This window comes from Wolbachia endosymbiont (group B) of Schoenobius gigantella (genome assembly GCF_964031005.1).
In the GTDB taxonomy this organism is placed as follows: domain Bacteria; phylum Pseudomonadota; class Alphaproteobacteria; order Rickettsiales; family Anaplasmataceae; genus Wolbachia; species Wolbachia pipientis.
Genome location: NZ_OZ035002.1, coordinates 804,746 through 818,992, shown reverse-complemented (window position 1 = coordinate 818,992; position 14,247 = coordinate 804,746). Strand labels below are relative to the sequence as shown.

Here is a 14,247-nt window from a genome sequence, read left to right as displayed (position 1 = left end):
GGGATAGCAAAATATCAATACATCGATTAGATATTGACTTTATAAAAGTACAAGAAGAAATTACTAGAAAAGTCATGGATGGTAAATTTAATGAGATTTCAGGGATTTTAAACTCACATCTAGAGAAAGCATGTCCTAGTAGGGAAGCAGGGTGCCCTGGTAAATTAAGTCCGAAGAAATTTGAAAAGTTTATAGCTCAATTTAATAAGGGTCTGCTAAATCAATCAATAGAGCAGATATTACACAACAGAGATAGTACATTAGAAGTTGATGGTACAAAAAAACAGCAGATGAGTTTAGAGCCTCAAAGTTATTTAAGTAATGCTTCAGTTCACAGCCATTCAGAAGTATCAACTTGTCTTTCTGAGATAGGAGTAACCAAACTTGGAGGTAATCTCAATAGGTAAGTTATAATATAAGGGGTGGAGCTATAATATGCCAAGTAGTGGAAAATTTAAAGTGAGGGTAGCCAAAATAATTAGGGAAACCAGTAGCAAGTTTGATGATCCTAATACTAAAATGGATGAAGTAGACATTAAATGCTAAATGTTTGATGTGTTTTCCATATTGAGCTTACAGCACGTAGCTTTGATGTAGAAGTTTGGGTAACGTTATGATAGTAATTTATATAATTCTGTGTGCTATCTTTATAGCTGTTTTAGACAGTTCATTAGACTCTTAATTATGGGGTATGTTTAACTTAAGAAAGGTTTTCATAAATGTTGAAGTGAATAAGTAGGAATATTATGTTTTTTCTTTGAGTTGTGAAATTTCAGAATGAGAAAAACCTGTAGTTTGTGATATGATATCAGTAGAGACACCAGCTTTAAGTAGGTTTTTTGCCACAGCTATTTTAGCTTGTTTTTCTCCCTCTTCCCTACCTTTTTGATGGCCGATTTGGATGCCTTCTTGTCTACCTTCATGTTTAGCATCATCGAGTTTTTGTTCCAAGATAGCAGCTTCTTTCTGTAGATCCATTACCCTTTCTTCATAAGCTAATAGGTCCTTCTCATTCCAATGGAACTTATCTAACTCATCATATGCTAGCTTTATTATTGGTGACTTTTCTGCTATTTTTCTTAAATCTTCATCCGTAGTTTCTTCTGCATATTTAAAGAAAAATAGCCAACGATCTACTACATTTTCTAGCTGCTCTTCTTTACTCTTAGGAAACTTTGGCAACTCAATGAAAACAAATTGGAAATCTTTTAAATCATGCTCATTAGTTTTTTCATCTCTTATGGTATGGCTAGATATATAATCAAGCTTATCAGGAAATAAATTACAATTAGAAATAGCAATAAAGAAAACCTTCTTTAAATCAATGTACTTACCACCTTTATCAGCCTGCCTTGAGTAAGCCTTAGCAGCATATAATTGAGCCCGTTTTTCAAAGCCTTTATCACGAGCGAGTTGCATCTCAATCACATATCTGGCCCCAGTGGAATCTCTGCACAGAACATCGACAATACTCTGCTTATCAGAGGCAATTTCAGGGTCCATAATGGTGCTAAGGAATTCGACTTCTTGTATAGTATTTATTTCAGTAAACCCTAAAATATCATTCAAAAAATGGATAAGGATATTCTTATTTTTTTCAGTACCGAAGATTTTCTTAAATGTTAAATCTAATTTTGGATCGAGAAACTTCGAAAGAGCCATGACTAATTAACCTAAAAAGCGTTAATAATTATACACAATTGTGAAGAAATATTCAACGTTTTTGTACTAAAGCCTATTAAGGTTAGCTAAATTTCAAGAGTCGGCAAAAAACTACCTTCATAAACGACCCTAGAATGCTACCACGCACCTTAATGTTATATTTTATCATCTTTTACAACTCCCTCTATAAACCCCAGCAAATGAATTCATGAGCTATAAAGAGCTTTAAAAACAATTATTTTTGGTATGAGAGACTAACCTCCTAATAAAAACACGAGCCCAAAAGCTCAATTACGATTTACCTAACATCGTGAGGACAGGTTCATTAGCCTCCCACACCTTTACATGATAAAGATCTTGAAACTTAATGTCAACATTTCGGTGGCAAATTTACGTTGAATCTATATTCTGTAAGTATGGGCGAAAAAAAGAAGGTTATAATATATACAGATGGAGCATGTTCTGGAAATCCAGGTCCTGGTGGATGGGCAGCTGTGATGATGTATGAAAATAAAAGTGTCTTTATCAAAAAACGTATCTCTGGAGGTGAAGAAAACACAACGAACAACAAGATGGAGTTAAAGGCTGTGATTAACGGGCTAAAGATGTTGAAAGTTTCTTGCAAAGTTGTTTTACACACTGATAGTCAGTATATTAAATAAGGTATAACAGAGTGGATCAATAAGTGGAGAACAAATGGTTGGAAGACAGCCAATAAAAAATCAGTAAAAAACGTTGAGTTATGGAAGGAATTGGATGAAATTGTCTTGCAGCATGATATTAACTGGAAGTGGGTTAAGGCTCACAGTGGTAATACCTATAATGAAGAGGCAGATAGACTTGCTAGAAAGGAATCTAAAAAGCTAAAATATAGAGATTGTGAGATCAAGAAATCACAAAAAAATAGAGGGAGCTCTAAGTTTCATAGATTGGAGGGAGTGTTATGGCAATAATTCTTTTAGATACAAAAACTATAAATCGTATAGCAGCAGGAGAGGTAATAGAAAGGCCAGCGAGTGTAGTAAAGGAATTAGTAGAAAATGCAATAGATGCTGGAAGTTCAGAGATAGAGATCAAAATAGAAAGTGGTGGACGTAACCTTATAACTGTGACAGATGATGGAAATGGAATAGAAAAGGACGACTTAGAACTAGCATTTATGAGGCATGCCACTTCAAAATTAAGCGATAGTGAGTTAATAGAAATCAAGCACCTTGGCTTTAGAGGAGAAGCTTTGCCTTCAATTGCAGCAGTAAGCAGAATGAAGTTATCGTCTAAGGCAAGTGGAGCAAAGGAAGCATGGTCTATAAGGTATGAGGGAGGAGAAAAAATAGAGGAGGTTATCCCTTGTTCTTTATTACAGGGTACATATATTGAAGTTCGTGACTTATTTTTTGCCACTCCAAATAGATTAAAATTTCTAAAAACCGAGAGGGCAGAAACACAAAGCATTGTTGATATTGTAAATAACTTAGCAATGATTAACTATAGTATTGGGTTTACTCTCACTTCCGGTAATAAAAAGCTCTTAAAATATGTTAAGCAAACTTCATTATTTAACAGATTATGTGAAGTAGAAGAAGAATTTCAGAGCAATTCGCTGGAAGTAAAAGAGGGAGAGGAAAGCATCAAACTTACGGGACACATCTGTAAACCAACTATCAATCGAGGCAATTCAACTCAGATCTATACGTTTGTTAATAGAAGGCCAATAAAAGACAATCTACTTGTTGGTGCAATTCGATACGCATATCAAGATTTGATTCCAGTTGGGAGGTATCCTTTTGCAGCGCTGCACTTAGAGATACCATACGATCAAGTAGATGTAAATGTGCATCCAAATAAATCAGAGGTAAGGTTTCAGAACAAGAGGCTAGTATATGAAATAGTGAGAAGAGGGCTAATAAAAGCGTTGTCAATGAGAATAGGTACCTCTTCAGTGAGTGATATTGATGGATCTAGGTGTCAAGGTATTGGAGAAGAACTGGGTGGTTCGTCTTTTGATGTTAGTGAAAGTCAAAGGAATAATGAGCGTGTTAATAATGGAAAAAGCAGAGAAGTAAAGGGTCGAAAAGAATTTTACGAAAGAAGGCCAAGTCCTTTTGAGAATCAGCTAATGAAAGAATTCAACTTGCCAAATGCAGGAGAGAAAGGCTTATCAGAACGGTCAGAATCATTTGACTATACTGGTATACAGAGATTACCACTACAAGCGGAGACTATGGTTTTAGAAAGGGAGCAAATTGATTTAATAGAGGATCATCCTCTAGGGTATGCACGCTGTCAGGTCTACAATACTTACATTATTGCTGAGGCTAAAGGCAAATTAATTATAGTAGACCAGCACGCAGCTCATGAGAGGTTGATCTATGAGTGCTTAAAACAAAAATCAAGCATAAAAAGGCAAAAGCTTCTTCTTCCTGAAATAGTCGAGATTAAAAACCAAGCAGGAATGGAGATGGTTGAAATGTATAAAGATAAGCTTTTCGAAATGGGTTTTGGTATTGAAATAGAATCAGAAGATAAAGTAAGGGTGAAAGAAATACCTGCAATTTTAGGAACAATAAATGTGAAAGAGATGGTGATGAATATAGTTGATAGATTAATGGAGATAGGAGATACGCTACCTATAGAAGAAAAAGTGAACAAGATACTAGCTACCATTGCGTGCCATGGGTCAATTAGAGCTGGAAGGGAAATGAAGTTGGAGGAGATGAATGAGTTGATGAGACAAATGGAGGAAACACCTTATGCTGGGCAATGCAATCACGGAAGACCAACGTATATAGAAATGAAACTAAGTGATATAGAAAAATTGTTTGAAAGGAGATGAGTTCAGTTTGTCAAAAAGGTTCCCAATTAAGTATACGTAACGGCTCTTCTGATTATGAGTATAAAATGTGAAAAAAGAGAATAAATGCTCTAATTTTTTAGATTACAAAGTAATAGGACAGGAAGTAAGAAATCGTAGGTTAGCAAAGGGATATACTCAAAAAGATTTAGCAAAAAAAATCGATACAACATATCAGGTAATACTGCAATATGAAAAAGGAACACGCAGAATTTCAATTAAGAAGTTATATGAATTAGCAGAAGCATTATCAACAACTGCTAGAGATCTAGCTTGCGGACAAGAAGTATCAAATGAGGGAAGGTATGAGGAAGAGGAGGTACTGAATCTAGTAAGAAGACATAAAGAGATTAAGGATCAAGAATTACGCGAAACGTTTTATTTATTAACTAAATTCATCCGTATTAGTGAGGAAGAGAGTGGAAAGGCAGTAAAAGTAGAGGTGGCAAAGGGTTTAGTTAAGGAAGGAGTTTCTGCTCATGTTATCTCTCAAACGACCAGTTTATCTATTGATGAATATGATAATGATGAGAAAAAAATTTCCATTCCGTATAAAGTAGGTCAAAGAATAAAAGAATGGAGGTTGAGAAGAGGATACACTCAGGAAGATTTAGCAAGTAAAGTGGGCATAATAAATCAAAGAATATATGAATATGAACAAGGACGAGCTGCTGTTTCACTTGAAATGTTAGATGAAATAGCAAAGGTACTATCAATTAGTATTACAGACCTACTTCCAGAAACAAGAGAAAATGAGAATAGTGAAGCAGAGCTATCAAGGTTAATAGAAGAATATAAAAAGATTAAAAGCCAAGAGCTACGTAATGTACTAATAAAATCTCTGTTTGAAAGCATACAAGTTTGCAAAGAGAAAGTGAAGAGAGTAGAAAAGATGAGAATTGCAAAGAATTTAGTTAAGGAAGGAATTTCTATCAATATTATTTTAAAAACAGTGGGCATCTCTTTAGACGAAATTCAACAAATTTAAAATAAAAAATCAGTATATATTAATATCCTTACCTATTCATGAAAAAATAAGTAAAAAAGATTGAGAAATTGATTTGACTTCACTCAAAAGCTATGGCTTTATGCCAATGCTGACAAAAAAACAGCAGTAAATATATAAAAACATTTTGTTATTAGTGAAGGGTAATTTTTATGAATAATAAGAAAGATCGTAGAGAAGAAATAGAGTTCAGAGCATTAGAAAGCAACGGTAAAGCACTACTTGATCGTGAAGTAATAGAAACGTTTCTAAGTGCAGTGCATGACAGGGAAGAAGCTCGAGTTATTGCTAGAAAGCTAATAGATAGTTTTGGAATAGGAGGAATTTTAGGTCAGGAAATAGATGACTTGAAAACTATAGAAGGGATAACTGACTCTACAGTAGCAGTAATTTTATGTCTAAAGGAAGCTGCAAAGAGAGTACCAAGAGAAAAGTTAAAGAAAGGACCTGTAATGGATAACTTGGAAACCATAGTAAAATATTTAAGGGTTAGTATTGGCTATTCAGAGGAGGAAAAGATGAAAATAATATATTTTGATCAAAAGTGCCGTTTAAAGGGGGAAGAAGTGTTCACTGGTACAGTGGATAAGGTACCTTTTTACATAAGAGAAGTAACAAGAAAGGCATTAATAAGAAAAGCGACGTCAATAATAATATCGCATAACCACCCAGAAGGAAGGTTAAAGCCATCTGATGAGGATGAAGCTGTAACTAAAGACTTGGCTAAAGCTTGTCAGACTATAGGGATTAGGTTACTGGATCACATTATCATCACAAGTGTTGGGTATTTTAGCTTTAAAGAGCAAGGACTGTTATAAAGCAGATATTTGAAGATTTTCATGAGTTGTTTAACTACTTGAATGAAGAAAATATTTGCAAGTGCATTAATCATTGCTTACAATTAATGAGAAAGTATATATTAAATTAATAATAAAGTAATAAAGTCGGTTATAGACTTAGTTAAATATATTTAATAGCGGAGGCTAATATGAGTAATAAAATAATTGTACCTTTTGATGATCAAGAAGGAGGTACTTACGAGTTAAACATTGATCTTGATAGATTATCAAAAGGTGAGGTGTTAAATGCTATTGTAGGAATAGGTCGTACTAACACCTTTGTAAGCAAAATTAATAAGGCTAAAAAGCCTGAGGAAATAGCACCTTTCCCTGGTAGAGAAGTTCGCGAAAACAAAATCAACTGTGGGAAAGGATTTGACTATGTTTATGGCACAAAACCTGCAAGTGATCAAGAAGATAAAAATCCATTTACCTCCGCCTTGCAAAAAATAAAGCCAAGTATAAGCGAAAGTGAAAAGTTGAGCTGGTTTAAGAGTGGAGTGGTAAAAGCAAAAACCCCAAAAGAGATGAACAAAGTTATAGATGAAGTAATAGGTGATGGAACAAGGCTAAATGCATGTAATGATGGGGAATGGAGTTTCTCAGAGTATGTAGTATTAGGTACACATTTTCATAAATTTGATAAGGTTGATCGTAAAAAGGTAATACGTAAATTAATGTTAAGCGGTGCAGAGTTTCATGATACTCTACTACAGAATAAACTGATAGGTGAAATCTATGATGAGCTACAACCAGAAGTTCAGCCACAGATAGATAAGCAACTAGAAGAACTAGAAAAAGCTGGCGAAAGTGCTGTTCAAGAAGGATCCTTAATAGATCTCGAGATAGACAATACAACATCATATATAGAATTTTCTGATAATAGCAAGGTAGAGGTAGCCAAAATACTGAGAAAGTTAGGAAGTAATATTTTAAAAATTGGTAATGATGCAGTTGAGGTTAAAAGTGAGAAGGGAGGTATAAGAAACTATATCGATATGTCAGATGAAAGCTCTATTATATTACAATTTCCTACAAGCATTGGTCAGCTAAATATTATATTGTACCACGATGTAAAAAAATATGATCAAGTACAAGTCAGAGTAGAAAACAAGGAAATGTGGGCTGAGTTACAAAAAAGAGGCGAAGAAATAGGAAAAAACTGCCTTTTTGGGGGAGTGAAACTTCAAGAAGCAGTAGAGAAAGGTAATTTCACTAGATGTGGCATATGGAATGAAAAGTATGCTATAAAAGAGATTAGCAATGATGAAGTATTGTCTTCATGGGTAAATAGGGTATGTGGAGGTAGTAAAGAAACCTTTAGGGAACTTTAATTCATTTATTTTAAGGTTCCAGAGTTTACTGGAGCCTTTGAGCTATAGTAGAAAATATTATATATATGGTTTTTTGCGTGGAAAAAAGTCTAGATTATGAAGTAGGACAAAAAGTAAAAAGTTGGAGGTTAGAGCGAGGTTATACTCAGAAGGGTTTAGCTGAGAAAATTGGTGTAAAGTACTGGGTAATACTGCAGTATGAGAAAGGGAACCGTAAAATTCCAATTAAGAAGTTATATGCTATAGCAGAAGCATTATCAGTAAATGTTAAAGGTCTAGTTTGTGGAGAGACGCTACCAAATGAAAAAAGATATTTTGAAGATAAAGAAATATTAAATTTAGTAAAGGGGTATAAGGATAAAGAATTAAGCGAGGTATTTTATTTATTAACCAAATTTATTCGTTTGAGTGAGGAAAGAAGCAGAAAAGCGGTAAAAATAGAAGTAGCAAGGGGTTTGATGAAAGTAGGAGTTTCTGCTCATGTTATCTCTCGAACAACTAACTTATCTATTGGTGAGTATGAGGAGAACAAAATTCCGGTTCCATACAAAGTAGGGCAAAGGATAAAAGAGTGGAGATTGATACGAGGATATACTCAAAAAGATTTAGCGAATAAAGTTGGCATAACAAATCAAGGAATATACGAATATGAACAAGGGCGAGCTGCTGTCTCACTTGAAATGTTAGATGAAATAGCAAAGGTATTATCAATCAGTATCATAGATCTACTTCCCGAATCAGATGAGGATAGTGAAGCGGAAGAAAAGCTATCAAACTTGATAGAAGAATACAAAAAGATTGAGAGTCGGGAATTACGCGATATGCTAATCAAGTCTTTATTTGAAGGTATACATGTTTGTAGAGAAAAGGTCAGAGAGGAAAAGAAGATTGAAGTTGCAAGGAATTTAGTGAAAGAAGGAATTTCTGTTGATATTATCTTGCAAACGACAGGCTTATCAAATTATATGATTGAGAAATTTTTGTGATTTCATAAAAACTTAGCCAATAGTGGATTTTTTTGTGATAGAATATATGTTTGCTTCTGTAGGAAAAACAGCTTTTAGAGGATTTATCTATGATAATTCAGAGCATATTGAGCTACGAGCTAGGGAAAAAAATAGAAGGTTGTAGGATAGTACAAGGGTATACTCAGGCAAAATTAGCAAGCAAAATTGGTTTAACACATAAGGAAATACATAACTTTGAACTAGGGTGCAAGGCTATTACAATCAAAGAATCGTATATAATAGCAGGAGCATTGTCAGTCAATGTTATAGATCTACTTCCAGGACCAACAGTACTAAGAGAAAATAGTTGGTATGAAGATGAGGATAAAGAAATAGTCTATCTAACAAAAATACATAGAGAAATTAAGGATCAGGAATTACGCAAGAAGCTGTATCCATTAGTAAGGTTTGTATATATTAGCGAGAAAATTAGCCAAGAAGAAGCAAAAATAGAAGTAGCAAAGAATCTAGTGAAAGAAGGAGTTTCAGTTGATATTATTTCCCAAGTGACTCGCTTATCTACTTACGAATATGATGATATAGAGGAAGAAATTTGTACTGATTCTATACTCTACAAAGTGGGGAAAAGGATAAAAGAGGAGAGATTAATACGGGAATACACTCAGGAGGACTTGGCAAATAAAATCGGTTCAACACCTAAAGAAATACACGACTATGAACGAGGATATACAGACATTCCAATTGAAATATTATATAAGATAGCAAAGACATTATCAGTTAACATTAAAGCTCTTGGACTAACAGAATATGAAAATGAGCCAATTTTGCGGTTTGTAGGTAAATGCGAAAAAATTGAGGATCAAGAATTACTGGATACGGTAGCTAGATCTTTATCTAAAGGAATGCAAACTGGTAAAGAAAAGGTTAAAAAAGCAGAGAAAATCAAGATTGCAAAAGATCTAGTTAAGGAAGGTATTGCTATTGATACTATTGTGCGAGCAAGTGGCCTAACTGCTGATGAGTGTAAAAATTGAATTGTGTTTAAGATATAAGTAAAAATGGTTAATATATTATCTATTCTAAATCCTTATTTAGCTCTGCAGAATTTGACGTATCAAGATATAATATTACAGAATTTTTCTATCACTTTCTGATTGTCCTCTATCATTGCTTTTGCCTCTTGCTGAAGAAATTTGATATTTTTTGATGTAATATTATCCATGTCAGGTGATGCTATTTTTAATTGCGATTGTATGCGTATATATTTATCACCTATAACTTGATCAAGTTGGTAATTTACTGAATCTAAACTTGAGGCAAACATCACATGTAATAGTGGTTTTATCCAGCCTATTTTTCCTAATCTTCTTGAATTAGCTATGCTTCTATCTGTTCTGCCAGTACCAATTGATAACAGTACAATATCATCATTTGGAAATAACCTCTTACCACTTGCATATGCGCAAGCCGCTGGATTATTTGCAAATACCCCTCCATCCACTAATACCATTTCCTTTTGGTTGATTTTAAGATATTTAGGTGCAAAGTAAGTAGGTGCTGCAGTTGCTGCTCTTAATACATCCCTTAATTTAATAAAATTCCTATCCTCTTTCCAGCTTTTGAAGAAAAATGGGCAGTTATTGTGAATATCGTAACTCGTAATCAACACATTACTTAAAGTGTTTTTAAAGACATCATCGCCAAAATATTTATGAAGTACATACTCAATATTTTTATGTGGGTATTGTGTACAGTTAAACCAAGATAATATTGATCGCCTGAAGAATGAAGATTTAAAAATATATGAACCGTATTCTTGGTAAAACTCAACTAAATCATTGGCTGAATATTGAGGTTTATCTTTTTTACATAATCCTGCCACAACAATCCCACCGGTTGAAGTACCAGCCATTAGATCAAAGATTTCAGCTACTCTCTTTCTTGCTCTTTTTTCTATTTCTGCTAGAATGATGGCTGGTATTATGCCCCTTATGCCTCCGCCGTCAACTGAAAGGATGTATTTTGCCATGGTTAGGTATTTATTGATTTTATTAACTTGTTCGCTTTTATCGGGATGTGTTTCCTGCCCAAAAGCCACAGTCTGCTTCACGCCTAGAGAAAATTGCACCAACCTAATAATTGATTCCGTGGATCATGCTAAAAAATCCGTGTTGGTTCAGGCATAACAATTTACCTCAAAGGCTATTGCACAATCTTTAATTAGAGCAAAAAAACGTGGTGTTGATATTAAGGTTATTCTAGATGAATCACAGGTCAGATCAAAATACAGTGTCATCAATGAATTATTTAGGCAAAAAATACCAATATACATAGACTATAAACCTTGTATCTTGAAAAAAGCATCTAATGTTTTAAGCTTAAGCATTAGTTGGAGAAGGGAGGAACTCTGATATAAACCTTAGATATAAAATCTGTTTTGCAGATAAGAGCTCCCTCTCAAAAGTATAGGCTGGACGGCGTCTTAGAAAGACCTAAATGGTTCTAATTCTGTATTAACAAGGTTAGCCTTACTTTTCATTTTTAATGGTAACGTATGGGGTTATATATGATCAACAACTTTCTTGGCATAGATGTATCAAAAGATCGCTTTGATGTTTTTCTCTCATTTATAAGTAAAAAAGGAAAACGTGAAACTAGGAAAAGGAGCTTTAAGAACGATGATCATGGATTTCAAGGTTTACTGAGCTTTCTACAAAAACATAATGTAGAACAAGTAAAAGCCTGCATGGAAGCTACCGGTTGTTATAGTGAAGCTTTGGCTGAATTTCTACACAATACTGGACATTTTGTTAGTGTTGTAAATCCTTATTGCATAAAATCCTACGCAAGAAGTAAGCTTACACGGCAAAAAAATGATCAGACTGATGCAGAAATTATTGCTGATTGTTGCCAAAGACAGGAACCTACTCGTTGGATACCACCTTCTCCTGAACTGAAAAAATTAAAACATCTTTATCGTTGCTCGGTTGCGTTAAAAGATGAATTGATATTAGTAAATAACCACTTAGAAAAAAAAGAGAGACTGCCCAAAGAAGTTGCAAATGCTTGGGAAGACCTTGCAATGAATATAGCTCAAAAAATAGAAACAATAAAAAACTCCGTACGTGAACTATTAAAGCAACACAAAGAGTTGTTGGAAAATTTTCAACTTCTACTGACTATTCCAGGCATAGGAGAGGAATCAGCAGTAGCTATTTTAGCTGAGGTTCCTGACATAGAAGTTTTTAGAAATGCCAGACAATTGGCAGCATATGCAGGAGTTATACCGAGAAATATAACATCAGGTTCATCTGTATATGCCAAACCCAGATTAAGTAAATCCGGTTCACAACCATTACGTAAGGCACTTTTCTTTCCTGCCATAGTAGCTAAGAATCACAATCCTATTATTATGAGCTTTTGCCAGAGATTAAAGGAAAAGGGTAAGCATAATATGGCCATAGTTGGGTCTGCAATGCGTAAGTTACTTCATATTGTTTTTGGTATTTTAAGATCAAAAAAGGCTTTTGATCCTGACCATATCAAAAACTACAGGGCCAGGAGGTTAACTGAAGGTTTAGTACTTTAAAATCAAAAAATGCCTCCATTCTATCTTATGTAAAATGGCATCTTACACAAATTCATTGAATGTAATTGGTATGTTGATAAGTAAATTAGTTTTATATATACAAGACAGCAGAAATTTACTTATCAACATAACTATAATCTGTATCCGCTATACAGGATGTGAGTTGGAAGTATTTTTTAGTTTTACAATACAGCCTAGGCAATGAGACAATTTTTATAATTTTTTTGTTGACTGACAAGACGGCGTCTGCAAACATCGCTGCTGTCTTTTTTCTCACTAATTCTGCATCATCGTATTGATCAAGCTCATAAAGTTTCAGAAGTATACTCGAAAGCCATGGCTCTCCCCTAATTTGCCCAGGTCTTAATGGTCTATAAATATGTAAAACATCATTTGCTGGTACTCTCACTGATTCTCCAAATGAGCCTTCTCCTGGATGTTCTCTAAATAAGTAATATGCTTCTCTTTGCCCAAGTCTATTGAACTCAATCCCGTTTCTTATTACATTACCATTTCCTAAAGTTTGATTTGTTTTATTATCTAAATGTTCAGACTCAAGTACTTGCAGTTGTAATGGTACAGAAAATCTATCTTCCAGCTTTCTCGTTCTTAAACGTACAAAACACTCTCCTCCCTCTATCATACTTCTGCATACTAGAGCTTGTAATCCATAAAAATCACTTATTCCACAGCTATCTGCTTCATCTGTCCATTTTAGCCATAATTCTTGTACTTTCTTTCGAAATTCTCCATCTCTTGCTTTTGATTGCGGCTTTATTCCTGTTCCAATAGAATTACTCACTATGGTATCAATGATATTTGCTGCATATGGGTTTTTTCTCACCATATCACGTGATCTACTACGTAAAGTTTCAAGGTTTTGAGACAGCAAATTGTTTATACTTCCTAACTCTGGTTGAAAGTGAAAAAATCTTCTTCCTGAACCTGCTGCATCCCACGCTGAGCTTTTGATTTTTGGCTTACTAAATAGTTGTTTGAATGATTTTAACAGCATTTTGCCTCTTTGATTATGCAGCAGTTTGTTGCGCAATTTGACATTAAAAAATTACAGCAAGCTGCTGGAGAGTCTGGCTGTTAACACTTTATAAATTATGCATGAGGCTCTTGCACAAATACCAACGCTTATTCTGGGCTGCGTTCATAAATGTCTTTCCGATGTCCCATTGCAGTAATAGTTACTGTGTGTTTTGAGTAATTTATCCTATAAATTACACGATAATCACTTACTCGTATCCTAAAATACCCTTTGAATTCATGCGATAATGCTTTACCTATTGCTTTAGGGTTGGTTGCAAGACGACTATCTACAGCTCTTCTCACTCTAGATCTTATCGTTGGTGGTAATGCAAGAAAGTCTTCCTCAAGAACTTTTTTTGAATAGATAATATCGTATCTCAGCTTGTATCTCCACCTTTAGACTGTTTTTGCAGATAATATTCTATTCCAATCTACATCCTCACTTCTAATTTCTTCATCACCTCTAGCATCACGCTCAAGAGAAAGCTTAGCCAACTTTATATCTACTTCATCTATTTCATCATCTTCTTCAGATAATTTACTTGCTTCAATTTCTTCTTCCACTAGGTCCTTTACAACCTCTTCTATAGTTCTATTTTGAACTTTTGCCATTTCTATAAGGTAGTGAGCAAATTCCCCCTCAAAATTTACATTAACATTAAGCCTTTCTTGACTTTGATCCATATTTTAACTAGAAAATACCAATTTTAAACTATAACATTTTTACACAATTTTGTCAATTCCCTTACTTGTCGCAATCACAATTCTTCTCTTCGGTCTCACACCTGCAACTTTCAGTTCAGCTTTAATACGTTGCCGTAGATTCAGCAGGTCATTTATCTGAACTTCAGCATATCTCACCACATGGTCACCATATGCAATTGATACTACTCGTTCTCCGCTTTGCAGCTTCTTTATCGCTTCTTCGACTTGAATTAAATAATCTTCGTTATACATTTA

At 34.3% G+C, this 14,247-nt stretch carries 14 protein-coding genes and 2 pseudogenes; 10 read left to right on the top strand and 6 right to left on the bottom strand.

Features of this window, described 5'->3' with window-relative positions; genetic code table 11:
• The first annotated feature begins 11 nt into the window (after positions 1-11).
• A complete protein-coding gene (locus ACQH2O_RS03830; protein WP_425385383.1) occupies positions 12-407 on the top strand; it encodes a hypothetical protein in 396 nt (131 codons plus the stop codon).
• A 337-nt stretch (positions 408-744) separates the two neighbouring features.
• Here the strand turns inward: ACQH2O_RS03830 and ACQH2O_RS03825 are convergent, their stop codons facing one another.
• The gene (locus ACQH2O_RS03825; RefSeq protein WP_425385026.1) at positions 745-1,662 is read right to left on the bottom strand and encodes an Rpn family recombination-promoting nuclease/putative transposase; all 918 of its coding nucleotides are present in this window, start codon (positions 1,660-1,662) and stop codon (positions 745-747) included.
• 416 nt (positions 1,663-2,078) lie between these two features.
• Between ACQH2O_RS03825 and rnhA the strand changes: the two are divergent.
• The 7 genes and pseudogenes from rnhA to wmk (ACQH2O_RS03790) form a co-directional block, all read left to right on the top strand.
• A pseudogene (gene rnhA, locus ACQH2O_RS03820) lies at positions 2,079-2,513 on the top strand (ribonuclease HI); the annotation flags it as partial.
• Positions 2,514-2,605: 92 nt separating this feature from the next.
• Positions 2,606-4,495 (top strand): DNA mismatch repair endonuclease MutL, encoded by a 1,890-nt coding sequence (gene mutL / locus ACQH2O_RS03815; RefSeq protein ID WP_425385025.1) that lies wholly within the window; start codon positions 2,606-2,608, stop codon positions 4,493-4,495.
• A gap of 67 nt (positions 4,496-4,562) precedes the next feature.
• Entirely contained in the window at positions 4,563-5,501 is a 939-nt protein-coding gene (gene wmk, locus ACQH2O_RS03810; protein WP_425385024.1) for a WO male-killing family protein Wmk, read from the top strand.
• Positions 5,502-5,671: 170 nt separating this feature from the next.
• A complete protein-coding gene (locus ACQH2O_RS03805) occupies positions 5,672-6,337 on the top strand; it encodes a JAB domain-containing protein (RefSeq protein ID WP_425385023.1) in 666 nt (221 codons plus the stop codon).
• A 170-nt stretch (positions 6,338-6,507) separates the two neighbouring features.
• Positions 6,508-7,692, top strand: a complete 1,185-nt coding sequence (locus tag ACQH2O_RS03800; RefSeq protein WP_425385022.1) for a hypothetical protein — start codon at positions 6,508-6,510, stop codon at positions 7,690-7,692.
• Positions 7,693-7,757: 65 nt separating this feature from the next.
• Positions 7,758-8,678 (top strand): WO male-killing family protein Wmk, encoded by a 921-nt coding sequence (gene wmk, locus ACQH2O_RS03795; RefSeq protein ID WP_425385021.1) that lies wholly within the window; start codon positions 7,758-7,760, stop codon positions 8,676-8,678.
• A gap of 89 nt (positions 8,679-8,767) precedes the next feature.
• On the top strand, positions 8,768-9,694 hold the full coding sequence (gene wmk / locus ACQH2O_RS03790) for a WO male-killing family protein Wmk (protein WP_425385020.1): 927 nt from the start codon (positions 8,768-8,770) through the stop codon (positions 9,692-9,694).
• Between the two features lie 80 nt (positions 9,695-9,774).
• Here the strand turns inward: wmk (ACQH2O_RS03790) and ACQH2O_RS03785 are convergent, their stop codons facing one another.
• The gene (locus tag ACQH2O_RS03785) at positions 9,775-10,689 is read right to left on the bottom strand and encodes a patatin-like phospholipase family protein (protein ID WP_425385382.1); all 915 of its coding nucleotides are present in this window, start codon (positions 10,687-10,689) and stop codon (positions 9,775-9,777) included.
• A gap of 175 nt (positions 10,690-10,864) precedes the next feature.
• Between ACQH2O_RS03785 and ACQH2O_RS03780 the strand changes: the two genes are divergently transcribed.
• Both ACQH2O_RS03780 and ACQH2O_RS03775 read left to right on the top strand, forming a co-directional pair.
• Positions 10,865-11,071 carry a hypothetical protein gene (locus ACQH2O_RS03780; protein ID WP_425385381.1) on the top strand — a complete coding sequence of 69 codons (207 nt, stop codon included), beginning with the start codon at positions 10,865-10,867 and terminating at the stop codon, positions 11,069-11,071.
• A gap of 155 nt (positions 11,072-11,226) precedes the next feature.
• Positions 11,227-12,249 (top strand): IS110 family transposase, encoded by a 1,023-nt coding sequence (locus ACQH2O_RS03775; protein WP_425385371.1) that lies wholly within the window; start codon positions 11,227-11,229, stop codon positions 12,247-12,249.
• Between the two features lie 247 nt (positions 12,250-12,496).
• On the opposite strand, the pseudogene ACQH2O_RS03770 reads toward ACQH2O_RS03775, so the two are convergent.
• From ACQH2O_RS03770 to ACQH2O_RS03755, 4 genes and pseudogenes are all read right to left on the bottom strand, one after another.
• A pseudogene (locus tag ACQH2O_RS03770) lies at positions 12,497-13,264 on the bottom strand (phage portal protein); the annotation flags it as partial.
• Positions 13,265-13,392: 128 nt separating this feature from the next.
• On the bottom strand, positions 13,393-13,590 hold the full coding sequence (locus tag ACQH2O_RS03765) for a type II toxin-antitoxin system RelE family toxin (protein WP_237350101.1): 198 nt from the start codon (positions 13,588-13,590) through the stop codon (positions 13,393-13,395).
• A gap of 93 nt (positions 13,591-13,683) precedes the next feature.
• Entirely contained in the window at positions 13,684-13,971 is a 288-nt protein-coding gene (locus ACQH2O_RS03760; protein ID WP_143688829.1) for a hypothetical protein, read from the bottom strand.
• A 39-nt stretch (positions 13,972-14,010) separates the two neighbouring features.
• Complete coding sequence (locus ACQH2O_RS03755; protein WP_264375273.1) at positions 14,011-14,244, bottom strand: gpW family protein; 234 nt, start codon at positions 14,242-14,244, stop codon at positions 14,011-14,013.
• Between the last annotated feature and the right edge of the window lie 3 nt (positions 14,245-14,247).

What these genes read in the sequence shown, in the direction of transcription:
- mutL (WP_425385025.1), top strand. Translation starts at nt 2,606, where the DNA reads ATGGCAATAATTCTTTTAGATACAAAAACTATAAATCGTATAGCAGCA.
- ACQH2O_RS03785 (WP_425385382.1), bottom strand. Translation starts at nt 10,689, where the DNA reads ATGGCAAAATACATCCTTTCAGTTGACGGCGGAGGCATAAGGGGCATA.
- ACQH2O_RS03760 (WP_143688829.1), bottom strand. Translation starts at nt 13,971, where the DNA reads ATGGATCAAAGTCAAGAAAGGCTTAATGTTAATGTAAATTTTGAGGGG.
- ACQH2O_RS03755 (WP_264375273.1), bottom strand. Translation starts at nt 14,244, where the DNA reads ATGTATAACGAAGATTATTTAATTCAAGTCGAAGAAGCGATAAAGAAG.
- ACQH2O_RS03825 (WP_425385026.1), bottom strand. Translation starts at nt 1,662, where the DNA reads ATGGCTCTTTCGAAGTTTCTCGATCCAAAATTAGATTTAACATTTAAG.
- wmk (WP_425385020.1), top strand. Translation starts at nt 8,768, where the DNA reads ATGATAATTCAGAGCATATTGAGCTACGAGCTAGGGAAAAAAATAGAA.
- wmk (WP_425385021.1), top strand. Translation starts at nt 7,758, where the DNA reads ATGGTTTTTTGCGTGGAAAAAAGTCTAGATTATGAAGTAGGACAAAAA.
- ACQH2O_RS03805 (WP_425385023.1), top strand. Translation starts at nt 5,672, where the DNA reads ATGAATAATAAGAAAGATCGTAGAGAAGAAATAGAGTTCAGAGCATTA.
- ACQH2O_RS03800 (WP_425385022.1), top strand. Translation starts at nt 6,508, where the DNA reads ATGAGTAATAAAATAATTGTACCTTTTGATGATCAAGAAGGAGGTACT.
- ACQH2O_RS03775 (WP_425385371.1), top strand. Translation starts at nt 11,227, where the DNA reads ATGATCAACAACTTTCTTGGCATAGATGTATCAAAAGATCGCTTTGAT.